The organism is Peptoniphilus vaginalis, from assembly GCF_900176605.1.
GTDB lineage: Bacteria > Bacillota > Clostridia > Tissierellales > Peptoniphilaceae > Peptoniphilus_A > Peptoniphilus_A vaginalis.
Genome location: NZ_FXLP01000004.1, coordinates 196298 through 218565 on the forward strand (window position 1 = coordinate 196298; position 22268 = coordinate 218565).

Annotated in this window: 25 protein-coding genes, 1 tRNA gene and 1 other RNA gene; 13 read left to right on the plus strand and 14 right to left on the minus strand. The window is 35.3% G+C overall.

Annotated features, from left to right (window positions below; all coding sequences use genetic code 11):
* The first annotated feature begins 117 nt into the window (after positions 1–117).
* Complete coding sequence (locus CAN42_RS02360; protein ID WP_085875382.1) at positions 118–534, plus strand: hypothetical protein; 417 nt, start codon at positions 118–120, stop codon at positions 532–534.
* A 222-nt stretch (positions 535–756) separates the two neighbouring features.
* Here CAN42_RS02360 and CAN42_RS09210 read toward each other — a convergent pair whose 3' ends face one another.
* From CAN42_RS09210 to CAN42_RS02375, 4 genes are all read right to left on the minus strand, one after another.
* The gene (locus CAN42_RS09210; RefSeq protein WP_167627551.1) at positions 757–1062 is read right to left on the minus strand and encodes a PBECR3 domain-containing polyvalent protein; all 306 of its coding nucleotides are present in this window, start codon (positions 1060–1062) and stop codon (positions 757–759) included.
* A gap of 192 nt (positions 1063–1254) precedes the next feature.
* Positions 1255–1598: a transfer-messenger RNA gene (ssrA, locus tag CAN42_RS02365) on the minus strand.
* Positions 1599–1622: 24 nt separating this feature from the next.
* Entirely contained in the window at positions 1623–2273 is a 651-nt protein-coding gene (locus CAN42_RS02370; protein ID WP_085875383.1) for a VanZ family protein, read from the minus strand.
* Positions 2270–2908, minus strand: coding sequence for an HAD family hydrolase (locus CAN42_RS02375; protein WP_085875384.1), 639 nt, complete (start codon positions 2906–2908; stop codon positions 2270–2272). The genes CAN42_RS02370 and CAN42_RS02375 overlap by 4 nt, the downstream gene beginning before the upstream one ends.
* Positions 2909–3092: 184 nt before the next feature.
* Here CAN42_RS02375 and CAN42_RS02380 point away from each other — a divergent pair.
* From CAN42_RS02380 to CAN42_RS02400, 5 genes are all read left to right on the plus strand, one after another.
* A tRNA-Pro gene (locus CAN42_RS02380) sits at positions 3093–3169 on the plus strand.
* Between the two features lie 185 nt (positions 3170–3354).
* Entirely contained in the window at positions 3355–3675 is a 321-nt protein-coding gene (locus CAN42_RS02385; RefSeq protein WP_085875385.1) for a hypothetical protein, read from the plus strand.
* A gap of 528 nt (positions 3676–4203) precedes the next feature.
* The gene (locus CAN42_RS02390; RefSeq protein WP_085875386.1) at positions 4204–5658 is read left to right on the plus strand and encodes a carbon starvation CstA family protein; all 1455 of its coding nucleotides are present in this window, start codon (positions 4204–4206) and stop codon (positions 5656–5658) included.
* 58 nt (positions 5659–5716) lie between these two features.
* A complete protein-coding gene (locus CAN42_RS02395; protein WP_085875387.1) occupies positions 5717–6193 on the plus strand; it encodes a helix-turn-helix domain-containing protein in 477 nt (158 codons plus the stop codon).
* A gap of 53 nt (positions 6194–6246) precedes the next feature.
* Positions 6247–7101 carry an IS3 family transposase gene (locus CAN42_RS02400; RefSeq protein ID WP_135100538.1) on the plus strand — a complete coding sequence of 285 codons (855 nt, stop codon included), beginning with the start codon at positions 6247–6249 and terminating at the stop codon, positions 7099–7101.
* A 143-nt stretch (positions 7102–7244) separates the two neighbouring features.
* Here CAN42_RS02400 and hpf read toward each other — a convergent pair whose 3' ends face one another.
* On the minus strand, positions 7245–7772 hold the full coding sequence (hpf, locus tag CAN42_RS02405; RefSeq protein ID WP_085875388.1) for a ribosome hibernation-promoting factor, HPF/YfiA family: 528 nt from the start codon (positions 7770–7772) through the stop codon (positions 7245–7247).
* A gap of 173 nt (positions 7773–7945) precedes the next feature.
* Between hpf and CAN42_RS02410 the strand changes: the two genes are divergently transcribed.
* The 3 genes from CAN42_RS02410 (at position 7946) to CAN42_RS02420 (ending at position 12143) form a co-directional block, all read left to right on the plus strand.
* Entirely contained in the window at positions 7946–8857 is a 912-nt protein-coding gene (locus CAN42_RS02410; RefSeq protein ID WP_062571578.1) for an FUSC family protein, read from the plus strand.
* A complete protein-coding gene (locus tag CAN42_RS02415; RefSeq protein WP_085875389.1) occupies positions 8854–10563 on the plus strand; it encodes a hypothetical protein in 1710 nt (569 codons plus the stop codon). Before CAN42_RS02410 ends, CAN42_RS02415 begins: the two co-directional genes overlap by 4 nt.
* A gap of 272 nt (positions 10564–10835) precedes the next feature.
* Positions 10836–12143 carry a YjiH family protein gene (locus CAN42_RS02420; RefSeq protein WP_085875390.1) on the plus strand — a complete coding sequence of 436 codons (1308 nt, stop codon included), beginning with the start codon at positions 10836–10838 and terminating at the stop codon, positions 12141–12143.
* Positions 12144–12379: 236 nt separating this feature from the next.
* Here the strand turns inward: CAN42_RS02420 and rpsR are convergent, their stop codons facing one another.
* Genes rpsR through rpsF form a run of 3 tightly spaced genes read right to left on the minus strand, consistent with a single transcriptional unit; the run spans position 12380 to position 13446 of the window.
* A complete protein-coding gene (gene rpsR / locus CAN42_RS02425) occupies positions 12380–12604 on the minus strand; it encodes a 30S ribosomal protein S18 (RefSeq protein ID WP_062571580.1) in 225 nt (74 codons plus the stop codon).
* 11 nt (positions 12605–12615) lie between these two features.
* Positions 12616–13152: a single-stranded DNA-binding protein gene (locus CAN42_RS02430; RefSeq protein ID WP_085875391.1), complete on the minus strand. Its 537-nt coding sequence runs from the start codon at positions 13150–13152 to the stop codon at positions 12616–12618.
* 9 nt (positions 13153–13161) lie between these two features.
* On the minus strand, positions 13162–13446 hold the full coding sequence (rpsF, locus tag CAN42_RS02435; RefSeq protein WP_062571582.1) for a 30S ribosomal protein S6: 285 nt from the start codon (positions 13444–13446) through the stop codon (positions 13162–13164).
* 114 nt (positions 13447–13560) lie between these two features.
* On the opposite strand from rpsF, the gene CAN42_RS02440 reads away from it, so the two are divergent.
* Together CAN42_RS02440 and pepT are read left to right on the plus strand one after the other, a co-directional pair.
* Positions 13561–14034 carry a methylglyoxal synthase gene (locus CAN42_RS02440; RefSeq protein ID WP_085875392.1) on the plus strand — a complete coding sequence of 158 codons (474 nt, stop codon included), beginning with the start codon at positions 13561–13563 and terminating at the stop codon, positions 14032–14034.
* A 63-nt stretch (positions 14035–14097) separates the two neighbouring features.
* The gene (pepT, locus tag CAN42_RS02445; protein WP_085875393.1) at positions 14098–15306 is read left to right on the plus strand and encodes a peptidase T; all 1209 of its coding nucleotides are present in this window, start codon (positions 14098–14100) and stop codon (positions 15304–15306) included.
* 210 nt (positions 15307–15516) lie between these two features.
* On the opposite strand, the gene CAN42_RS02450 is transcribed toward pepT, so the two are convergent.
* Positions 15517–16731 carry an LCP family protein gene (locus CAN42_RS02450; RefSeq protein WP_245149829.1) on the minus strand — a complete coding sequence of 405 codons (1215 nt, stop codon included), beginning with the start codon at positions 16729–16731 and terminating at the stop codon, positions 15517–15519.
* Positions 16732–16828: 97 nt separating this feature from the next.
* On the opposite strand from CAN42_RS02450, the gene CAN42_RS02455 reads away from it, so the two are divergent.
* Together CAN42_RS02455 and CAN42_RS09075 are read left to right on the plus strand one after the other, a co-directional pair.
* Entirely contained in the window at positions 16829–17518 is a 690-nt protein-coding gene (locus CAN42_RS02455; protein WP_085875394.1) for a DUF188 domain-containing protein, read from the plus strand.
* A 1-nt stretch (position 17519) separates the two neighbouring features.
* Positions 17520–17771, plus strand: coding sequence for a nitroreductase family protein (locus CAN42_RS09075; protein WP_245149830.1), 252 nt, complete (start codon positions 17520–17522; stop codon positions 17769–17771).
* 15 nt (positions 17772–17786) lie between these two features.
* On the opposite strand, the gene CAN42_RS08975 is transcribed toward CAN42_RS09075, so the two are convergent.
* The 5 genes from CAN42_RS08975 to CAN42_RS02480 all read right to left on the minus strand — a co-directional run bounded on the left by CAN42_RS08975 (position 17787) and on the right by CAN42_RS02480 (position 22251).
* Entirely contained in the window at positions 17787–17936 is a 150-nt protein-coding gene (locus tag CAN42_RS08975) for a hypothetical protein (RefSeq protein WP_167627541.1), read from the minus strand.
* A gap of 168 nt (positions 17937–18104) precedes the next feature.
* Positions 18105–18590 carry a hypothetical protein gene (locus CAN42_RS02465; protein WP_060799901.1) on the minus strand — a complete coding sequence of 162 codons (486 nt, stop codon included), beginning with the start codon at positions 18588–18590 and terminating at the stop codon, positions 18105–18107.
* 141 nt (positions 18591–18731) lie between these two features.
* Positions 18732–19220, minus strand: coding sequence for a GAF domain-containing protein (locus tag CAN42_RS02470; protein WP_085875395.1), 489 nt, complete (start codon positions 19218–19220; stop codon positions 18732–18734).
* 6 nt (positions 19221–19226) lie between these two features.
* Positions 19227–20852 (minus strand): amidohydrolase, encoded by a 1626-nt coding sequence (locus CAN42_RS02475; protein ID WP_085875396.1) that lies wholly within the window; start codon positions 20850–20852, stop codon positions 19227–19229.
* Position 20853: 1 nt separating this feature from the next.
* Positions 20854–22251: an APC family permease gene (locus tag CAN42_RS02480; protein WP_085875397.1), complete on the minus strand. Its 1398-nt coding sequence runs from the start codon at positions 22249–22251 to the stop codon at positions 20854–20856.
* Between the last annotated feature and the right edge of the window lie 17 nt (positions 22252–22268).

The following is a 22268-nucleotide window of genomic DNA, read 5'->3' on the forward strand; positions in this document are numbered from 1 at the left end:
CTTGCCTATTACCCTTAAGTGGAATAATTTTACAATAAACACCATCTGAAAGTTTTTTAATTTGTGACATATTTCCTCCCCTTGCTCATTTCATGTATAATAAAAATGAGGTGAAACATGAGCGATTTTTTATTAAAACTATTTAAAGTTGAAACCATTAACAAACTACCTATAGATAGATTATACCCCATTGTAGAAGCTTTAGACCAAGACCAGAGAAAGCTCATCGCAACTTCCTATGAACTTGGTCTTGAAGGATTAAGCGAGAGAGAAGAAATTGATGCAATCCACGAGACCATCTTGGCAAAGTTTAAAGACACGCTCCTCTCCTTCGACGAGAAGGAACACAAGTCCTTTTATGATTTTTACAATGGCGCAGTAGACTACGGCGACGAAAATGTCTACATCAACATGAAAAAATTTACAAGCCTAGGACTAATGTATCTTTTCCTATCAAAAACAGGCGGCTACTTTAACTTCGTAATACCAGTGGAGTTAATAGAAGAGTACGAAAGCCTATTAAAGTCTTCGTGAAAAATTATTGTCTAGTAAATAAAAATTACTAACTTGTGTTTTATTAATAATTAATTGTTATGTAAGTAAAAAATTTTATAAAAAAAGAAGGCGAGAAATTAATCTTACCTTCTTTCAGTGCAGTGAATAATTGGCTAGTCGGTGTATCCAGCATCTCAGATACCTTTTCAGGTGCGGTAGGAACCTTTCTACCCTCAATTATTTCCTATATGTATCTTAACATTATTCACAAGTTTCATCAATTCCTATAAGCCTTCCACTCTTAACTCTACTTTCTAATTTATATTCTGAAATTATGTAGATACTAGCTATATAAAATACTGACTTTTTTCTATTCAGTTTAACTGCAACTAATACATTATCTTCATAAGACTTTACATATTCAATACTAATGTCTTTTTCACTTGGACTAGTCCCAACATAATCTGGATTCTTGATTATATTATCTATTTCTTCAAAGTATTTTAAAGAATCATGATGTTTTCTCTTTAATATATGCTTTCTTAGTCCATTCTTCGAAAAAATTATTCATCAATATCTATGTCTATGTTTAAAAGTTTTTTTATTTCTTCTTTTACCTTCACTGCACTTTCTCCTTAGATAATACTAGCATAAATATCATCCCTATACTATAGACATAAAAACTTTAACACTTGCTTTGCAATTATAAGTTTTATTTTTTTCAAAATAAAAAAGCCATTCACATGAATGACTTTGCTTTGGTGGAGGCGGTGGGAGTCGAACCCACGTCCGAAGACCTCTTACAGAAAGATTCTCCGAGTGCAGACTCCTCTTTAATTTTCCCCTGTACTACTAGAGTGTCAAACTCATACAGGGTATCGCCATAAACCCCCTCTGCTATGGCGCCTCACAGAGTTCGTTTGCCCGCTAATTTGAAACCCGGTTACAGTTCGCGGTGTCTGGCCGGATTGCTACCTAATTAGGCAGCTAGTGCGAAATTATTTTCGTCGTTTATTTTTTAATAGACCATTTTAACGTTGTGTGATCCATCAACGACTCGCTACTTTAAGCTCAAAATCCCCGTCGAAACCATTTTCGCCCCCATATTTACTTAGATTAAAATTATACTAGATGGTCTGACCTTTGTCAATTTTATGGGGTCTTGGACTCCTTCTCTTCCTCTTCTTCTTTGCAAATTTATATCTTAAAATCTTCTCCCAGATTAAATAACCTATAAGTGATCCAAAGACATTTAATATTAAGTCGTCAATGTCTACTGACCTTCCTATAAAGAATTGTATAAATTCTACAAAGAAGGATGCTGCTATGGACCCTCCTAAAATTTTTAATAGCTTTCTAAACCTTGGAAAAAGTTCTGGCAGCAAAATTCCAAAGGGAATAAAAATTATTATATTGCCAAAAATATTTGTAAGTGTGTGAAGGAAGCCTGAGTATTTTATATAATTTCTCATAGTCCTAAAGGGTACTAGGTTAACTCCCCACGCTCCCGATGTTATTCTGTCTTTGAAGTTGCCAACGAAGTCAAAGTTTTCATTGGTCAAGTTTATGCCAGAGCTTGCTATGTAGGAATTAGGTGTGAAGAGCATGATTGCCAAGAAGACTAGGTAGGCTACAAAAAGGCTAAGCAAAAATTCTCTAAAGCCTGTGGAATTTTTCTTCCTGTGGGCGAAAAATTTTACTCTCACAAGAGAGAAGCCCACAAAGCTAATTATAAAGGCAGGAATTATTCTTGCCGCAAAAAATAAAAACAATCTCATAATTTTTTCAAATCTATTAATTTTCTGGCTGAATATTTATTTTCATCGACAATTGTTGCCCAAGTGTCCTTGGAGTTTTCGTCATAGATTCCAACTCCAATAAGGCCTGCCCTTCTTGCTGTCCTTAGGGCAAGATAGGAGTCGTCAACTAAAAAGATTTCTTCTGGAATTTCTCCAAGATCATCTGCGATTGAAAGATAAAATTCTTCTTCTCCCTTTAGGTGTCCCACTGAGTCGGCTGTGTAGAGTCCGTTGATAAACTTATCTATGCCATACTTTTCTATAACTATGTTGGCGAAGTGGGCAGCAGTTGATGTGCCTATTACTACCTTCATCCCTCTATCCTTAAAATATTTTAAAGTTTCAAGACACTTGTCCTTCATCTCAACCTTATTGGTATAAAAGTCTTCAACTGTCCTGCTAAAGTCCCTAAGTAGTTCTTCAAAACTTTCTTCTAATTTATAGTAGTCCTTCATGTATTTTAAGGACGCGTCCAAGTTCATGGTTGTCATCTTGTGCTGAACTTCATCTTCTATATCTATTCCCTTGGTCTTCATGAAGTCACGAGAAACACTTCTCCAATAACCCATAGAGTCAACTAGAGTTCCGTCTAAGTCAAAAATAATAGCCTTCATGTTACCTCCTTTTTCATAACAATACTATTTTATTTGTATCTTTAATAGATTTCAAGTATAATGACTTAGATAGGCTTTGAAATCAAATTTATTTAAAAAAAGCTTTGACAAATATTTTTTCCATGTTATAATAGTATTTGTTCGAAAATAGAATACAAGATTTTCACTTTTGTGAATCTGTCGTCGGGGTGTAGCGCAGTTTGGTAGCGCACGTGGTTTGGGACCATGGGGCCGGGGGTTCGAATCCTCTCACCCCGACCATTTTTTTATTTGAAGGTTTATACCTTCTTTTTTTTTGCAATTTATTAATCAGGTTTAAGTGCTTAGCTTTTTATAATTACTAGCTTGTCCTTATTTATTCTTGGACCTATAATTGAATAAGCTTAAGTATGATGAGATGTTTTTTTGAGATAGGCTAATAAGTCTGATTACAAATAGGAGATTTTATGAATTTTATATTTAGAGACAAGGCTCTTAACTTTTTAAAAAAGAAGAATGTAGATAAGATTTTTATAAATCCAGATGTCGATGTAAAAGCATCTTGCTGCTCCCTTGCCAGCTTTGACTTGGATATTTCTATAAATGACGGAGAGGACACAAGTAGGTACAAAGAAGCAAGGGTCTCTGGCATTTCTATTTTTTACAATCCAACTATTGATCTCTTCTTCAAGGGTCGTGAAGACACAGAAATAATTATCTCTGCCTTTGGTCTTGGGAATTTTAAAAAATTGTATGTTGAGAACGAAATAAATTCAATTGAAAGGTGATAAGAGCTGCAGGGAAATCCGCAGCTTTTTATGTCTTAGTCTAGCACAAGTTTATTAAACTTTATAAACTCATAGAACTTGATAAACTCATAAAAATTGATAAACTTATAGAACTCTGTAAACTCGTAAAAATTTATAAACTTATAGAACTTTATAAACTCATAAAAATTTATAAACTCCTAAAACTTTATCCTTTAATCAAAAGCTTATTAGCAAATTCAAATCTAACTCACAAATTCTTACAAAATAAACTTCATCAAGTCATCAACAGCTTTAAATTTCTTAACTTAATAAAATTAATTTTTATTCTCATTTTTCATCATTTTTATAAATTTTGTAGACTTTAACTTTCGAATATTTATTTCAAGACCAAATTTGAATTAACTTTTTTAAAATTCGTAAAAATTTTTTAAAAAAATTTAATAGAAAAGTCCTCACAAGGGCACTTCTAAGGCTTAATTTTTTTGTAATTGAGCGGCTCTTCCCCTATAATCTTATAGGAAATAATAAAAGTAAAGGGAGGGAATTATGTTACTATTTATTATTGGAATTATTATTTTACTTGTTGGGGGATTCTTCTATTCAAAGTACGTAGAAAAACAACTTCAACCCGACGATAGACCAACTCCAGCAGTAAAGAAAGCTGACGGAGTAGACTATGTAGTTATGAGCGAAAAGAAAAACTGGCTTATCAACCTACTTAACATTGCAGGAACTGGACCTATACTTGGACCTATTCAAGGTATCTTGTTTGGACCTATTGCCTTCTTGACAATCCCACTAGGTTGTGTCTTCGCAGGAGCAGTCCACGATTATATGACTGGCTTTATCTCCATGAGAAATGGTGGATCACAAGTTCCAAAGCTTGTTGGTAAATACATTGGCGATGGCGTTCGTAAGTTTTACAACATCGTCATAGCAATACTACTTCTCTTGACTGGTGTAGTTTTTGTTTACACTCCAGGAGATTTAATTGCCAATGACGTCCTAAAGGTTGGAGTAGATTCCAGTGCAATTTGGATTATCTATGCAGTTATCTTTACCTACTACATCCTTTCAACTGTACTTCCTATTGACAAGTTAATTGGAAGAATTTATCCAATTTTTGGTGCCTTCTTAATTATCTCTGCAATTGGAGTTTTTGTTGGAATTTTTGTAAAGGGTTCTGGGGACTTAGCCTTTGCTAACGCAGGCCTACTTGCTGAACACCCACTTGGTCAAAAGTTTATCCCATCCTTCTTCATCACAGTTGCTTGTGGTATCCTATCAGGCTTCCACGGTTCACAAGTTACTCTTGTGTCAAGAACTGTTAAGTCAGAATCAGAAGCTAAGGTGACTTTCTACTCAACTATGATTGCCGAAGGTTTCATAGCAATGGTTTGGGCAGCTGGTGCCATGGTAATCTTCTCAACAGGAAAGGCTCCACTTGATACAGCTGGTACCCTAATGGTTGGAGAAATTTCAAAATACTTTATGGGAGATGTTGGAGGACTACTTGCAGTTCTTGGAGTAATAGCACTTCCTATCACTTCTGGTGACACTGCCTTTAGATCACTTAGACTAATCATCTCTGAAGAGTTAAACATCGACCAAAGGTCTGGTGTAAAAAGAGCAATCCTTGCAGCAGTATTATTTATACCTGCAGCAGCAATCCTCTTCTTCGCAAAGTCAAACCCAAATGGTTTCAACATGCTTTGGAGATACTTTGGATTCACAAACCAATTTGTAGCAATCTTTGCCCTAGCAGTTGCAACAATTTATCTAATCAATACTGGCAAAAATTATTTAATAACTTTGATACCAGGAGTCTTCTACACCTTTATAGTTTTCTCCTTTATCATAAATGTTAAAAAACTTGGACTTGGCTTGCCCTTTAAGATTGCCTATCCAGCAGCTGGCATCCTAGCAATTGCTTACGCAATCTTTGTTGTTAAGGCTGGCAAGAAAAATAAAACAAGAATCGAAACTACAAACTTAGAATAAGATGAAGCTGTGATATGTACCCTCTTTACTGGACAAACCAGTAAAGAGGGTATTTTTTATGAAATATAGTTATGAATTCAAAAAAGAATGTGTACAGTTGTATAGAGAAGGTAAATGGCCCAACACACCTGAAGGAACAAAAGAAAAAATCTTTCATAATTCAATTAGAATATGGTTTAAGTTAGAAGAACTTCATGGACCAGAAATTTTAAAACATGGAAATAATATCAGTTGGACACCTGATGAGAAATTAGAAATGGTATCTAAAGTGTTAGCTGGAAATTCAATAAAGTCCATAGCAATTGAATATGGAATTAATGATGGACAACTCTATTCATGGGTTAACAAGTATAAAAATTATGGATATAATGGTCTTGTTAATAAAAAGAAAGGTCGTAAATCCAAAAATCCAAGCATGAAAAGTAAAAATAACCATAAAGTAAAAGAACTTAATGAATCTGAAAGAGAAGAGCTAATAAAACTTAGAGCAGAAAATGAATATATAAAGGCAGAAAATGAAATAATAAAAAAATAGATCGCCTTGAGAGAAGAACGCTACGCTGCGCAACTCAAGGCGAAAAAGCAGCGATTGTCAAAGAACTCAAAGAAAAAGGATACAGACTAAAATATCTTTTAATAGCTATTGATATGCCAAGGTCAACATACTATTTTGAAATAAATAAAATTGATAAAATAAAAATTAAGAATAGTCATGTGGCAGATAAAATAACTCAAATATTTAACTTACACAAAGGAAGATATGGAGTAAGAAGAGTATATATGGAGTTGCTAAGTCAAGGTTATGTCATAAATCATAAAAGAGTTCAAAGGATAATGCATGAGTTAAAACTATTCGGAAAAAGATCTAAGGAAAAATATCACTCATATAAGGGTAAGATAGGGAAAGTAGCTGATAATATAATAAATAGAGATTTCAAAGCAGATAGACCTCTGCAAAAATGGACCACCGATGTATCAGAATTTAAATTTTCTTGGGGTAAATGCTACATCTCTCCAATACTTGATATGTATACAAATGAGATAATCTCTTATGACTTATCCTTACACCCTAATTTAAAACAAATATCCAATATGCTAGAAAAAGCATTTAACAAATTTCCAAAACTAAATAATCTAATACTGCATTCAGATCAAGGATGGCAATACCAACATAAATATTATGTGAATGAGCTTAAAAAACATGGTATAAGACAATCAATGTCAAGGAAGGGAAATTGTTATGATAACTCCATTATGGAGACATTCTTTGGAAGATTAAAAAATGAAATTTATTATGGTTATGAAAAGAGCTATAGCTCTTTTGAAGAATTTTCGAGAGCAATAGAGGAATATATTGATTATTACAATAATGAAAGAATTCAATCCAAAACAAAATGGATGCCACCTACAAAGTATAGGTTAGCATCCACTACAATTAGTTAATTGAATATTGTGTCCAGTTTTATGGGTACACATCACTGGCGCCTGCCAGCTTTTTTATTATTAATAAGAAATTTCTTTGTATTAAAAATCTACAAGAAAAAAGGACGCCTAAGCGTCCTAAAATTTTATATATTAAATTTAATTTAAACTTCTATCTTACCGTAGTTTCCATCTTTTCTCTTGTACACAATAGAAACTCCATCAGTATCTCCATCTAAGAAAACAAAGAAGTTGTGGTTTAGAAGATCCATTTGAAGAATTGCTTCTTCTTCATTCATTGGATTAAGTTCGAAGTTCTTTCTCTTTACGATTTTGTGTTCTGATTCTTCCTTTACAGGTTCCTTATCAACAAGTTCGTCAAACCTAATTGTTTCGTTGTTTTGGTATCTTCTCTTTAATCTAGTCTTGTGTTTTCTAATTTGTCTAGCAAGTGCATCCACAGCATTGTCCATTGAAGAGTACATATCATCTGTAGTTTCTTCTGCCCTTATAATTGTCTTTGGTAAAAATATTGTAGCTTCAACAGTTTGTTCTTCTTTTATCGTAGAAAAAACAATCCTTGTTTCCACTTCTTCAGAAAAATATTTGTCTAATCTGGAGAATTTTTTTTCTGCAATTTCCTTCAAAGATTCTGTAAGTTCAATGTTTTTTCCAACAAAGTTCAATAACATAAATGTCACTCTCCTTTTTTCTTTGTCTAATATTTACCCATTAATTTACAAATATATCATATTATTCCATTACTTTCCTAAATTCTATTAAATGTACTTTTAAAGCTCTTATTGATATAATTAACATAAATAATTGTAGAATTTAATTTTAACTTTCTAAAGGTTGTGATCTTATGACAATAAAAAATAAAATTGATTACAAGTACAGGATTGGAATGCGTACCCTTAAGACAGCCCTTGCAGTTATCATTGGTCTTTACATTTCCTACCTCTTGGACTTGGGCTCAGCCATCTTTGTATCCATAGCTGCAGTGTCAACTATGAAGCCCTCAATGTCTGAATCACTTCAAGACTTTAAGAAAAGACTCTTTACCTGCGTCTTTGGAGTAATAGTTGGTTACTTCTTTTCTAAGATTAATGTAGAGGACTACCTTGAACCCCTAGTAGCAGGTCTTGGAATTCTTCTTACAATTTATATTTTAGTAGTTGTTAAGATGAAGGACATGACTCAACTATCTTGCATAGTTTTTGTAGCAAGTTTTTGCTCTAACTCAGATAAATTTTATTATGCGACAAATCGTATCCTGGGTACCTTTATTGGTATCATAGTGGGAGTCTTGGTAAATTATTTTATATCATCTCCCAATGTGTGGGAAGATTTTATACTTGCAGCGAGAAGCTGCTACAGGTCTTGCAACTTAGCTTTAAAAGAAATTCTCTCCGATAAAAAAGCTGACTTGACTGAATTTAATAAAGACCTTGAAAGTGCAACAAATCTTTACAAAATTTTGGAGAAGGAAGCTGACACTCCCTTCCAATACAAGTACAAGGAGCTTTCACGCGAGAAGAGAATTATGTCCTTAATCGAGAGCATTTCCGTTAGGCTTGAAGTCGTTGAAAATATGGATGCTGACCACTTTAGTTTAGAAGTTTCCCAAGAGGCTCTAAAAAGATACAAGCTTGTGGAAGAATATTCCTCTGACTTAGATGTGGAAGACAGAGTCTACAACTACCACATTGAATATATTTTAAAGTACATGGACCAACTAAAGGAAGAAATCGAAAATATAAAGGTGAAAAAATGAAAAATGATAAAAAAGAAATACTTGAAATAGCTAGAAAGCTTTTAAAAGAATCCACACTTGGCTTTAGGAACTTTCTAAATAGAGATGAGTTCGCCCTCATTAGAGAAAACCCCTACATCATGAATAGGAGCGACGAAGACCTAGCATCCTTTGTCTTATTTGACTTCAAGGACTTCTATCCAAACTCTGACAAGGTTCTTAGAAATCTTTTAGAATCTCAGGGACTTGATGAGTTCACAATGGAGAAGATGAAAAAAGTCTTGAGGGACTCCTATGTTTCTCTCTTCAGCATAGAAAAAAAAGATGACCACTACATCTTTTATGACTGCATCTTAGATGAAAATATAGAAGTAGAACTTGATAAGGGCATTGAACTTTCCAAAAGCACTAAGGGACTTGTCAGGATTTTTGGCGAAGATGAGAGAAAGATGGTTCTCCAACTTGTGCAAATGATGGATGATGAATTTTTCTTAGCCTACCAAAGCAACTTGAAAAATTTATTTGACCACATAGAAGAAGAGTTTGGTATCTTTGAATTAAATAGAGGCTTTATAAAGAGAGACTTTTTAAATCTCCTAGCAGTCTATGAAGTGACCTATGAAAACTTAAAAGAAGAGCCCGACCTAGATGACTATGCCCTTTATGAATTTGAAGAGCTCCTCGACTCCTTTAATCCAGAAGATCTTGAGGTTGCACAAAACTTAGACTACTACGAAAAATTATTCCCAGGCTCAAATGATGAATTCATAATAGGATTTATTATAAGACTGCTCTCGAAGATTTACTTCAACACCCTAGTTGAAAAAAATATGAACTTTAGCGACTACAGTCTTGACTACAAAGAAATCTTCAAAGACCTATCTGAGTCCGGTGAGTTTTTAAATCAAGAAGAGCTAGCAAACTCTATAGACTTCCTAATAATTTTCTACTCAAAACTTGCCCTACTTGGAAGACCTGTGGGATCAATGATAAATGATTTAAGAGAAATCCAAGAAAATATTTTTTATTATCTTGACCTCTTAAAGAACAGTCAAGAAGGCTTCTACTACGATGACAACATTTTAAAAATATTGGCAAAAAATAAAAAAGCCGTCTTCTCTAACAGGTTCATAGAAAACTTTGACAACTTTATTGAGTTCTTGGATATGAATTATGTAAGCATCTTAAAGTCTGGCGACCTTTCTCCTGCCAAGCTAAGAGAATTTGTTGACTCACTTTGCATAAGTCCAATAAAAGAAGTGAAAACCTATAAAAATTCCCACTTCCCCCTAATCGAACTCTATTTCAACTTTATGATAAAAAAATACCTCACCCTAATCGAAGGAAAGGAAGAGAAAGAGGATATTTATCTCACAGACACAGCAGACAACTACTTGGTCTTTGACGACATTACAAAACTTGCAATTTGGATTGAAGCCTTAACTAATAAGAACTTCTTAAAGTCCTCCTTTGGCAAGAACTATGAAAAGTACAAGACCTTCGTCATGGACTTGATAAAAGACCTAGCTGAAGATAAGCCAGTGGGTTTATATGAATGTGAATTTAAAAACTTTGAACTTTCTCTAATAACAATACTGGAAGACCTTGGCATTATAAGAGGAGAAATCGCAGAAATAAAAATCACAAACTTCGGAAGAGATATCTACGACTACTATAGGACTGAAGAAGTAAACTCCAACAACGTAATAAAAGTTGATTTCAAATAAAGAACTTAACAGGCGAGTAAACTAGAAGTTGAATCCTAAACAGGATTTGCTTCTGGCTTACTCGTCATTTTTTATTTACAAGTTGAATTCAAGTCAACAGATAAAACTTATGCTTAGTCAAATAAAACAATCTTTATACTTTGATAAAGCGTTATAAACAAAAAGTTTTGAAAAAGGAAAAAGTTTTCTCCAACTCAGATAATACTGTGCTATAATGAAGCAAAAGGATAGTTGTTTGATAAACTTTTATTATTTTTAAAGGAGGAATAATAATGGAAAATAAGAAATTTAACTCAAAGGACATCTTGATGTTCGTTTTATATGCACTATTTGGAATTTTTATGTTCTTCGTACCAATTAAAATTGGAGAAGCTAACACAATCCCTATTGACCACTTAACTTCTTTTGTTAAGAAGGCACCAAATTATAATTTAGTCTTTGGGGTTTTCATGGTTGTAGCCGGTATAGTTTATGCTATTAAGACAAAGTCTTGGGAAAAAAGTAAACTTCACTTGGTTTTCTTCGCACTAAAATTAGTTTCCCTTGTATTTTTATTTATGTATTTAACAAACAAAGGACCAACAAGAATATTTGACAAGGATATGCTTCCACTTATCTGGAATGGAATCATGGTATCTGTAACAACAATTGTACCAATTGGTTCAGTCTTCCTTGCTTTCTTGACAGGCTTTGGGCTTATGGAATTTATTGGAGTTTTCATGGAACCTGTAATGAGACCAGTATTTAAAACACCTGGTAGATCAGCAGTTGATGCCGTTGCATCCTTCGTTGGTTCTTATTCATTAGCACTTTTAATAACAAACAGAGTTTACATGGAAGACACTTACACAAAGAAGGAAGCAGCAATTATTGCAACAGGTTTCTCAACAGTTTCTGCAACATTTATGATTATAGTAGCAAAAACTCTTGACCTTATGGACTACTGGCTAGCTTACTTCTGGATTACACTTATTGTTACATTCATAGTAACAGCAATTACAGCAAGAATTTACCCACTTAACAAGAAGCCACAAGAATATTATTCTGGCAAGGAATATGTACCAGAAGCAAAGAAAAAAGTTACTTTCTCTGATGCCCTTGATGCAGGTATGGAAGCTTACGAAAACGCTGACTCCTTAGGCAAAGTTGTAAAAGATAACTTTATCGATGGTTTTAAGATGGCACTTAACATTGCCCCATCTCTTCTTGGCGTTGGTATGATTGGACTTTTACTTGCTGAGTACACTCCAATCTTTGACATCATCGGCTACATCTTCTATCCATTTACACTTATCACTAAGGTGGAAGAACCACTTATGGTTGCACAAGCACTTGGGATGAGTATTGCAGAAATGCTTCTTCCAGCACCACTTGTAGCAGAAGCTGGCCTTGGACTAATAACAAAAATGCTAGTAGCAATAGTTTCTGTATCAGAAGTCCTATTCTTCTCAGCATCCATCCCAGTTATGATGGGAACAGAAATACCTCTAAAATTCTCAGATTACATTATCATCTGGATCGAAAGAGTTATTTTAAGTATAGTAATTTCAATGCCAATACTTTATCTAGTATTCAGATAATTTCTTTAATTAAATAACAGAATTAGGGACTAACATGGTCCCTATTTTTTTGTTTTTACAGACATTTTACAATTCCTTGTTATCATTAACTTGTTGATAGTATGAAATTTTTATTCTTAATTAAGTCCATAATTTATATAAGTTTAAAATTTTTATTTACCTACTTTTTATAAAAATCAAATAAATTAAATCAAAAAAACTGCTGGGTTACTACCCAACAGTTTAATTCAAATTTCTTATTCAGCGCTATATGGAAGAAGTGCAATTTGTCTTGCTCTCTTGATAGCTACTGTCATTTCTCTTTGATGTTTAGCGTTTAAGCCAGTGATTCTTCTTGGAAGAATCTTTCCACGGTCAGAAATGTAATTTCTTAGTGTTTCAACATCTTTATAGTCAATTTTTTTAGTCTTATCTTTTTCAAAAGGATCTACTTTTTTCCTTCTGCCAAATCTTCTTTGCATTTTTACCCTCCTTAAAATGGAATATCGTCATTATCAACAGGGAAAAATCCATCGTCATCGTTATCGCTCTTTGAAAAATCATTTTCGTAAGCAGAATTTACTGGTCCTTGGCTAGCCATACCAGGTTGGCTAAATCCGCCTTGGCTTTGGAAGTTGTTTTGATTAAATCCAGCTTGGTTTTGGTTAAAGCCAGCTTGAGCTTGTCCACCACCTTGGCTAGATCCAATGAATGTAAGATTATTTACTACAACGTCTGTTGTATAAACTGTTCTTCCTTCTCTTTCATAACTTCCTGTTTGGATTCTACCTTCGATTCCAATTTGACTGCCTTTTTTGTGATAGTTGGCTATAAGCTCAGCAGTTGCTCCAAAGGCTGTACAAGATACAAAGTCAGCAGTTGGCTGGTTGTTAGCTTGTGCTTCTTGTCTCTTTTGCTTGCTCATTCTTCTATCTACGGCAACTGTGAAACGACACATTGCTGTGCCAGTTTGTGCGTAACGAAGTTCGGGATCTCTCGCTAATCTTCCGATTAAACATACACTATTCATAAAAACTCCTTAGTCTTCAACCTTGATAATCATTTGTCTCATTACTGGGTCCATGATTTTCGCTACTCTGTTGATTTCAGCTATATCTTCTGCCTTTGTTTCGAATTCATAGAAAATATAGTAAGCTTCATTCTTGTAGTCGATTGCGTAAGCTAGTTTTTTCATTCCCCATTCATCAACGTTATTGATTTTTCCGTCTTTTTCGATTACTTTTTTAAGTCTATCGAAGGAAGCATTTCTTTTTTCTTCTTCCACTTCAGGATAAAACATAATCACCGCTTCGTATTTATTCATACTTTCACCTCCTTATGGTCTTAGGCATAGTTTTTAAACTATGCAAGGATTTCAATCTTTGATATTATATATTAAAGAGACTACTTAGTCAAGATTTTATTTAAAGAGGTATTTATGGAAGTTAAATCTATTAAAGTTAAGAAGAAAAAAACTATCGCCCTTGTTGCCCACGACCACAAGAAGAAGGACCTACTTGCTTGGGTGAAGAGGCACGAAGATGAACTAAAAGGTAACAAGTTTATTGGAACAGGAACAACTGCTGCCCTTATCTCTCGTGAGACCTCTCTCAATGTTGAGAGACTTGTATCTGGTCCCCTAGGTGGTGACCAACAACTTGGTGCAAAAATTTCAGATTCACAAATTGATATTTTAATTTTCTTTTGGGATCCCCTTGAAGCACAACCTCACGACCCAGACGTCAAAGCCCTACTTAGAATTTCAACTCTATATAACATTGCCCTTGCTACGTCACCAACAACTGCTGACTACATCTTGTCCTCCCCAATGTTTTCTGGCGAGTATGAGGTGGAAATTTTGGACAATGAATATTCTGTGGAAGACAGAATTTCAAAAAATGATTTTGATTGATTAAAATGAAGGCGACGACCCGTCGCTTTTTTTGGTGATAAAATATTTTTATTGGAGGTTCTTATGACAAAAATGTTAGATAGATTTTTAAAATACGTGTCCTTTGAGACAACAAGTGATGAGTCATCAGATACTTGCCCATCAAGTGAAAGGCAGCTAGTCCTTGGTAATTATTTGGTGGAAGAGCTGAAGTCACTTGGGATAGAAGCAGAGATTGATAAGAATGGCTACGTCTATGGAAGGATTCCTGGCAGGGTCAAGACAAAGAAAACTGTTGGCTTTATTGCCCACATGGACACAACTCCCGATATGTCTGGAAAAGACGTCAAGCCAAGAATTATAGAAAATTATGATGGGGCTGACATTAAGTTAAATGAAGAATTCACAACAAGTGTTAAAGACTTTCCTTTCTTAAGGGACTTAAGGGGACAAACTATAATCACAACTGATGGCAACACCCTACTTGGGGCAGACGACAAGGCTGGAATTGCAATTATAGTTTCTGCTGTGGAAGAACTTTTAAAGGACGAGGACGCAAGCTATGGAGACATAAGAATTGCCTTTACTCCTGACGAGGAAATTGGCAGAGGGGCAGATAAGTTTAATGTAAAAGACTTTGGGGCAGACTTTGCCTTCACTGTTGACGGTGGACCCCTTGGCGAGCTTGAATACGAAACCTTTAACGCAGCTTCAGCAAAAATAGAAATCCAAGGTAAAAATGTTCATCCAGGTTCTGCCAAGGATACAATGGTAAACTCCCAGCTTATTGCCATGGAATTTAATTCAATGCTCCCTGCCAATGAAAGACCTGAATACACCGAAGGCTACGAGGGCTTCTCCCTTCTTCTTAGCATGGAAGGTTCTGTTGAGTCCACAAAGATGTCCTACATCATCAGGGACCACTCTAGGGAAAAGTTTGAAGCTAGAAAGAAATTATTTGAAGACATAGCTGACTTCTTAAACAAGAAGTACAAGGACAGGATAAAAATTGAAATCAAGGACCAATACTACAACATGAGGGAAAAGCTTGAGGACCACATGGAAATTATCGACTTGGCAAAGGCTGCCTTTGATAGGGCAGGTGTCGAACCAGTGATTGGACCAGTAAGAGGTGGAACAGACGGATCAAAGCTCTCCTTTATGGGGCTCCCAACTCCCAACATCTTCACAGGTGGCTACAACTACCACGGCAGGTACGAACTCGTGAGCCTTGACCAAATGGAAAAGTCTAAGGAAGTAGTAAAAAATATAATAAAATTATTAGCTGAATAAGTCATTAATCACCAGGCTCCTGGTGATTTTTTTTAATTTTTTATAAGGTCATGGGATTTTAATTTTTAATTCTTGTGAAGTTATAAATTTTTATGGAGTCCTAAATTCTTATTAAGTCATAAATTTCTACAAAGTTATAAATTTTTACAAGGTCATAAATTTTTATAAGTTAGTAAGAATTCATAAAAAAAGAACCCTCGCTGGGTTCCCTTAATTTTTCTCTTTTGTAGTTTTTGATGAAGTCTTAGAGACCTTTTTAGACTTTGAAGTCTTGTTGGACTTTGAAGTCTTGTTGGACTTTGATGTCTTTTTAGAGTTTGATGTCTTGTTAGAGTTTGAGTTCCCATTAGAAGAATTCTCTTGAATTGCCTCTTCCTTTAACTTGTCTCTAAGTTTTTTGTCCCTCATCTTTTGTTCAGCTTCTGCCCTCTCTGTCTCAGTCATATTGGCAAGCTCTTCTTCTGTGTAGTCCCTGACCTCTTCTTGGACCTCAGAATTATTTCTAAGTCTTTCCAATTCAGAAGCTGCGTACATGGCATCCTTCTTGTCAACAAAGTAAAGAGGTGATCCCTTCTTTGTGCGACCTGGTGCTGTTGACATCCCTATATTTTCTTTGTCAAGAGTTACACCATAGTAGGCAAGGTAGGAAAGTTGTCCGTAGTTCATATCTGTTTCAATGTGCTTGTTGGCAATGGAAACTAATTTTGGAAGCTTCAAAAGCATCCTTGGTGACTTCATCTTGTCAAAGATCTTCATGATAAAGTCCTGTTGGGCCTTGATCCTGTCAAGGTCTTGGTCCTTGTAAATTTTTCTAATCCTAAGATATTTTACTGAGTCCTTGCCATCTAGGAGGTGAAGTCCCTCTTCGAAATTGATTTCTAGTGGTGGCACAGTTGATGGATCAATGTACTTGTACTTTGGAGTGTAAACTTCTACACCGCCAATGGCATCAACAAGTTCTTCCACTGCCTCGTAGTTAACTGTTACATAGTGAGAAATTTTTATGCCCAAAAAGTCTTCCACGCTGGAAACTTGTAGGTCAATCCCACCACGTGAGTAGGCTGCGTTCATCCTATAGTTATCATATCCCTTTAGCTTGTAATATGTATCTCTAGGTATGGATAGGAGTCTAATCCTGTCGTGCTTTGGATCAATTGATAAAAGCATAATTGTGTCTGCCCTCTTAGAGTCCTCGTCCTTTTCATAAGTTACATCACTGGAGTCGATTCCAACTAGAAGGATATTTACAATGTCTCCATTATCGTTAAAAATAGAAATTTTTTCTGGTTCTTGTTCTTCTTTATTTTTAATTTTGTTTTCGTTATCTAATTTTTGTCCTCTTGGTGCAAAGATAAAGGCAAGTCCCAAGGCCCCAAGTAGGAGTACAACAGTAAGGAATACAAATATTCTGTAAATATATTTCATATTAACCTCCTTAACTAAGTCTATAAAAAATAAATCAAGATTTCAATACTTTTATTATTGTGCTAGCTAATCTTGTTCTTTGGTGTAAAATGTAAGTATGAAAATATTATTAGATGCAGATGGTTCGCCCATAAGAAAAATTGTTGAAGAGGTCTCAAAAAAATATGGAGCAAGGCTGGTCACTGTAAAAAATTATAGCCAGGACTTCACGCCATCCTATGGTCAAGTCGTTGATGTTGACATATCCAAGGAGGCAGCCGACATCTATATAGCAAACCAGGCAAGACAGGGTGACCTTGTCATAAGTAATGACAGGGGACTTGCCTCTCTTGGTCTTTCTAAGGGTGCCAAGGTCCTTGACTTCCAAGGTCTATTTGTTGATAAAGACAACATCATGAGCCTACTTGCCAGCCGTCACTTCAACAAGAAAATGAGAGACAGGAATATTTATTCTAATATTCCTAAGAGGGAAAAATCACTAGACCAAGATTTTTATAGGTCGCTTGTTAAATTTTTGGAGGGAAAAAATATGTTAACACTTTTTGTTTCAAGTCTTTGCCCAGATTGTCCATCGGCAATAGAAGAAATTAAGAAGAAGGAAATCAAATGTGAAATTGTGGATATAACTTCTTCAATGGCAAGTCTCAAAAGATTTTTAAAAGAGAGAGACTCCTCAGATGCCTTTGATCACATAGTAGAAGAAAATCGTGTTGGGGTTCCTTGCCTTATGCGTGATGATGAATTTTTCTTCTTTGATGGAGACTTAGATGAATTCTTAGGAGGATGAAATGGAATTTAAAGATTTTATAGATTTAGCAAAAGTCAGGCAGTCCTGCAGGTCCTATGACCCTGACAGAGAAGTTGAAGTTGAAAAACTTGAAGCCTGCCTTGAATCTATGAAGCTTGCACCCTCTGCCTGCAACGCACAGCCTTATTTTTACTACCTTGTCCTTAAAGGTCTTCTCAATATTTTCAACAAGTATTATGTCTTTCATATTGCCTCCTTAGCTTGCAAGTCTCCTGTGATTTTATTTTTTTAGATTTAATTTTAAATTTTAATAATTCAAAAACATTAAGATGCATCCCAAAATTATTAGGACAATCCCCAAGAATTTTTTCTTCTTCCTGTCTTTATCATTGAGAGAACTTGCAAAAATATAACTTCCAACAAAAATAATAATAGTTGATAGCCTTAAGTATTTCATTTCTAACTCCATTCTAATTTTTTATGAGATTTACTTCATGAGTAATAACTGCAAACTTTATTTATTTTCGATTATACTGTTTTTATCTTTGCTTGTAAAATTAACCCCAAAAAAGAATTTTTTGGGGGTTAACTTTCTAATTATTCAATTGACGAATAAATATAAATCTTATTCAGGTGCATTTAATTTGATATTTTCTTCAATACCTGTTGGGTCGCCCTTCTTAGCTTTTTCTAACATTTTAGCGAAATATTCTCTTGTTGCATCATCACAAGATGCTTCTGACATATAAGGCATTTTCTTTGCTTTTTCTAATTCTCTTAAGGCTTTTTCAGCTCTTTCCGGATCAGTTTTGTAGGTATTTAACCATTCCTTTTCCCAAGCAGCTTCCCAATACATACTTGCTCTTGTGTTTCCAAATCCTTTTTGGTAGACTGAGCCGTCTTTCTTTTCGTCGATTTCTTTTGGCACTTCGTAGCCTTCTGGCCAAGTAAGATTTTTGCAAGTTTGGGCAAATTCATTTTGGATTTCTTCATAGGATACCATTCCAGTTGAATAGTCTGCTGCATTTGCTTTACTGCAAGCGGCTAAGCCTAAAGCTAACACTCCTACTAGAACAATTGAACTTATTTTTCTTTTAAGATTTCTTTTCATTTTTTTACTCCTTATCTTTAATAATTTTTATGCCCTAAGTATAGCAAGTAAAAATTACAAATCTTCTAAATAATTCATACAAGAAATCAAAAAAAGACTTACAATTTTATAATAAAAAAGAGGAGGCTGACCTCCTCAAATTTATTTAGATAATTCTTCTTCCATGGCTTTCACAAGTTCTCTAAATTTTTCTTCTTCAAGACTTGTAAAGCGACCTAGGCTTGGTGAGTCTAGGTCCAAAACTCCTATAACTTGGTCCTTAACAATGATTGGCAAGACTAATTCTGAATTAGATGCCGAGTCGCAGGCAACGTGTCCTTTAAAGTCGTGAACATTTTCTATCCTCATGACTTTTTTATTCTTCCAGGCTGCCACACAAACTCCTCCATCAGCGAGTCTTGTGCAAGCTGGTAGACCTTGGAAGGGTCCTAGGACTAATTCATCTCCTCTTACAAGATAAAAGCCTGCCCAGTTTAAGTCTTCTACCACATTGAATATTATGGAAGAGATGTTTGCCATCATGGCGATCATGTCGGACTCAGTTTTTATTGTGGCTTTGCCAAAGTTCACCATGTAGTCAAGTCTTCCCTCGTTGTTTAAGTTTTCTATTCCCTTAATTTCTAAAGTCATATTTCCTCATCTTTTGTAAACTACATTTCCACCAACGATTGTCATCCTTGGTTTAATGTCCTTGATTTCCATTGGGTCAATTGTAAAGATGTCCTCGTCTAGGACCACAAAGTCAGCCAAGAAATCTTTTTTGATTCTTCCCTTGATGTCTTCTTGGAATTCTACATAAGCAGATTCCACTGTGTAGGCATCAATGGCTTCGTAGATGTCTACGCACTCTTTAGGATAAAATCCTCCTTCAGGATTTCCCTTCTTGTCCTTACGAGTTACTGCCATGTAAATATTTGGGAAGGGATTTAGGTTTTCAACTGGGGCATCAGTTCCATAGGCTACGTGAGACCCAAGGTCCTTTAGACTCTTGAAGGCATAGGATGTTGATGCAAGTTCTTTGCCACACCTGTCTTCTACAACCTTCATATCGTAATCCAAGAAGATTGGTTGTGCCATTACGCAGATGTCATCTCTTGCAATCCTCTCAACTAATTCTCTATCAGTGATTTGGCAGTGAACGAGAGTGTGACGAAGTTTGTTTTCTCCATTGACAAAGGAATCTTCATAGCACTTAACTGTATCTTCAATGGCCTTGTCCCCAATAACATGAGTTATAACTTGAAGGTCGTTCTTTGATGCAAGCTTTACATACTTTCTCATCTCTTCGTCCTTAATCCAAGGAAGTCCGTGATTGTCCCTGTCATCATTGTAGCCATCACGCATTAGGGCAGTCCTTGCACCAAGGGACCCGTCTTTAAATAACTTCAAGGGTCCAAGCTTTAAATAATTTGTATTGTATTCCTTTTCTTTGTTAGAGTATTCTCCGTCAGACAAATATTTTTCAAATTCACCAAAGTCGTTAAAGCAAACTTGGTGTCTGTATCTTATTTTTTTATTTTCCTTGTAAATATCCTTTAAAAGTTTAAAGGCTACAGGTCCATTCATAAATGTTGTTCCAACATCATTTGATTGAACTGATGTAAGTCCACAAGAAACTGCGTAGTCCATAGTTTCTATTAACATTTCACGTCTTTCTTCGAGAGTGAAGTCAGGTATTACATCCTTGGCAAAGTTGCAGGCATTGGCTGTGTAGACTCCACTTGGATAACCGTCATCGCCAATTAAAAATTCGCCGTCCGGATATTGGGGGCTGTCCTTTGTAAGTCCAAGGATTTCTATAACCTTGGTGTTTGATGAAACTATGTGACCACAAACTCTTTCAAGGACAATTGGAATTTCTGTAGAAATTTTATCTAGATCAAATCTATTTGGTATCCTCTTGTCTCCCTTAAAGAAGTCTTGGTTCCAGCCAATAGCGTGGATTCCCTTTTCACATCTCTTGGGATTTTTTTCCATAAAGATCTTGCATCTATCAATCATTTCTTCAATTGATTCAACTCCCTCGATGTCAACTTGGTTCATACTTTCGCCAAATTGCATAAAGTGAAGGTGAGAGTCGTTGAGTCCAGGTATTACTGTCCTACCCTCAAGGTCAACTTTTTCTACATCAGCTTGGTCATATTTTTTTACAAGGTCATTTGTCTTTCCAACTTCTTTTATAAATTCCCCTTCAAGGTAGATTGCTTCTTGAAATTCATCTCTATTGACATAAACTTTTCCATTGTAAAATAATTTTTTCATCTTATCCCTCGTTTTTTTCTCTTTTAAGTTTCGCATCAAAAATCATATAAGTGATTGCACCAAGGATTGGAACTATAAGTCCAGTAAGTCCTGTGATTGGATCTTCAATTGCACCTTGGACAACAAGTCCTGCAAAGATTAGGGCTGTAATAAGTACAGACACAGGGTAGAACCAAACCTTGTAAGGTCTTTCAATCTTTGGATATTTTTTCCTAAGGATTGGCACACATAAAATTGTAAGAACTGAGAAAATCATTCCAGTTATTACAACCATATTAGTAAGTTGGTCAAGATTTGATGAAAGTACAAGTAGGCAAGAGAAGACACATTGTACAATCATTGGAGCTGTTGGAACCCTATACTTTGGATGAAGTTTTGCAAAGGACTTGAAGAAGTGACCTTCAACTGCCATGGCATAGTACATTCTTGGTTGGGCAAGTATAAGTCCATTAAGAGTTCCAAACATAGCAAGAATCATGCCAGCACTAACTATTATTACTCCTGCGTGACCAAATACCCTCTTGGCAACTTCTGTTCCAAGATATAGGTTGTCAGAATTTATCATTGACACGATTTCTTCGTGAGGTATAACCTTCATTATTGCAAAGTTAAATAGAGTATAAAGAACTGTGATACCACCAATACCAACAATTAGGGCAAGGGGTAGGTTCTTGTGAGGGTCCTTTATTTCTTCTGCAACTGTGTTTAAGTTAGTCCATCCTTCGTATGCCCATAGAGTTGCAACAACTGCTATGGCTATCATGCCAAAGATATTTTTTCCACTTGTGCTTGAATATTCAAGAGCTGTTCCAAGACTTAAGTCTGGGCTAACCTTACCTACAAAGAGGGCTGCTATCATTACTAATCCAATTGGAACAAGTTTTGCCACCATGGATAGGTTTTGTAAAATTGATGAAGCTTTTACTCCAAGCATATTATATATAGTCAAAATAATTATCAAAGTTATGGCTGCCATCTTAATTCCAAAGTCAGAAATTTGAAAAAAACTTTTGAAAACTGACATCAAGGCAATGGCAACTGCGGCAACGGAACCTGGGCCACCAACTAACCAGTCAGTAAAGCCAGAAATAAATCCAACTATTGGGTGATAGGCTTCGTTTAAGTAGACAATTCTTCCTCCAGCCTTTGGCATGGCAGTACCAAGTTCTGCATAGCAAAGTCCACCAAATAGGGTTATAAGTCCACCTATTATCCAACAAATAAGGGCAAGACCAGAGTTCATACCAGTCCTTTGTAGAACATAGGAGCCAAGATAGAAGATACCTGACCCTATCATGATCCCACCAATAATACTTACGCCACCAAAGACACCAATTTCTCTCTTAAATTCAGTGGTCTCTGTGGTTAATCTTTCAATGTCCTTTGAATTGTTATTCATAACACACCTCTTCTTTT

What these genes read in the sequence shown, in the direction of transcription:
- CAN42_RS09075 (WP_245149830.1), top strand. Translation starts at nt 17,520, where the DNA reads ATGGAATTTAAAGATTTTATAGATTTAGCAAAAGTCAGGCAGTCCTGC.
- rpsR (WP_062571580.1), bottom strand. Translation starts at nt 12,604, where the DNA reads ATGCAAAGAAGATTTGGCAGAAGGAAAAAAGTAGATCCTTTTGAAAAA.
- CAN42_RS02475 (WP_085875396.1), bottom strand. Translation starts at nt 20,852, where the DNA reads ATGAAAAAATTATTTTACAATGGAAAAGTTTATGTCAATAGAGATGAA.
- pepT (WP_085875393.1), top strand. Translation starts at nt 14,098, where the DNA reads ATGACAAAAATGTTAGATAGATTTTTAAAATACGTGTCCTTTGAGACA.
- CAN42_RS02455 (WP_085875394.1), top strand. Translation starts at nt 16,829, where the DNA reads ATGAAAATATTATTAGATGCAGATGGTTCGCCCATAAGAAAAATTGTT.
- CAN42_RS02480 (WP_085875397.1), bottom strand. Translation starts at nt 22,251, where the DNA reads ATGAATAACAATTCAAAGGACATTGAAAGATTAACCACAGAGACCACT.
- CAN42_RS02395 (WP_085875387.1), top strand. Translation starts at nt 5,717, where the DNA reads ATGAAATATAGTTATGAATTCAAAAAAGAATGTGTACAGTTGTATAGA.
- CAN42_RS02390 (WP_085875386.1), top strand. Translation starts at nt 4,204, where the DNA reads ATGTTACTATTTATTATTGGAATTATTATTTTACTTGTTGGGGGATTC.
- CAN42_RS02470 (WP_085875395.1), bottom strand. Translation starts at nt 19,220, where the DNA reads ATGACTTTAGAAATTAAGGGAATAGAAAACTTAAACAACGAGGGAAGA.
- CAN42_RS02440 (WP_085875392.1), top strand. Translation starts at nt 13,561, where the DNA reads ATGGAAGTTAAATCTATTAAAGTTAAGAAGAAAAAAACTATCGCCCTT.
- hpf (WP_085875388.1), bottom strand. Translation starts at nt 7,772, where the DNA reads ATGTTATTGAACTTTGTTGGAAAAAACATTGAACTTACAGAATCTTTG.
- CAN42_RS08975 (WP_167627541.1), bottom strand. Translation starts at nt 17,936, where the DNA reads ATGAAATACTTAAGGCTATCAACTATTATTATTTTTGTTGGAAGTTAT.
- CAN42_RS02370 (WP_085875383.1), bottom strand. Translation starts at nt 2,273, where the DNA reads ATGAGATTGTTTTTATTTTTTGCGGCAAGAATAATTCCTGCCTTTATA.
- CAN42_RS02430 (WP_085875391.1), bottom strand. Translation starts at nt 13,152, where the DNA reads ATGAATAGTGTATGTTTAATCGGAAGATTAGCGAGAGATCCCGAACTT.
- rpsF (WP_062571582.1), bottom strand. Translation starts at nt 13,446, where the DNA reads ATGAATAAATACGAAGCGGTGATTATGTTTTATCCTGAAGTGGAAGAA.
- CAN42_RS02415 (WP_085875389.1), top strand. Translation starts at nt 8,854, where the DNA reads ATGAAAAATGATAAAAAAGAAATACTTGAAATAGCTAGAAAGCTTTTA.
- CAN42_RS02420 (WP_085875390.1), top strand. Translation starts at nt 10,836, where the DNA reads ATGGAAAATAAGAAATTTAACTCAAAGGACATCTTGATGTTCGTTTTA.
- CAN42_RS02465 (WP_060799901.1), bottom strand. Translation starts at nt 18,590, where the DNA reads ATGAAAAGAAATCTTAAAAGAAAAATAAGTTCAATTGTTCTAGTAGGA.
- CAN42_RS02410 (WP_062571578.1), top strand. Translation starts at nt 7,946, where the DNA reads ATGACAATAAAAAATAAAATTGATTACAAGTACAGGATTGGAATGCGT.
- CAN42_RS02375 (WP_085875384.1), bottom strand. Translation starts at nt 2,908, where the DNA reads ATGAAGGCTATTATTTTTGACTTAGACGGAACTCTAGTTGACTCTATG.
- CAN42_RS02385 (WP_085875385.1), top strand. Translation starts at nt 3,355, where the DNA reads ATGAATTTTATATTTAGAGACAAGGCTCTTAACTTTTTAAAAAAGAAG.
- CAN42_RS02450 (WP_245149829.1), bottom strand. Translation starts at nt 16,731, where the DNA reads ATGAAATATATTTACAGAATATTTGTATTCCTTACTGTTGTACTCCTA.
- CAN42_RS02360 (WP_085875382.1), top strand. Translation starts at nt 118, where the DNA reads ATGAGCGATTTTTTATTAAAACTATTTAAAGTTGAAACCATTAACAAA.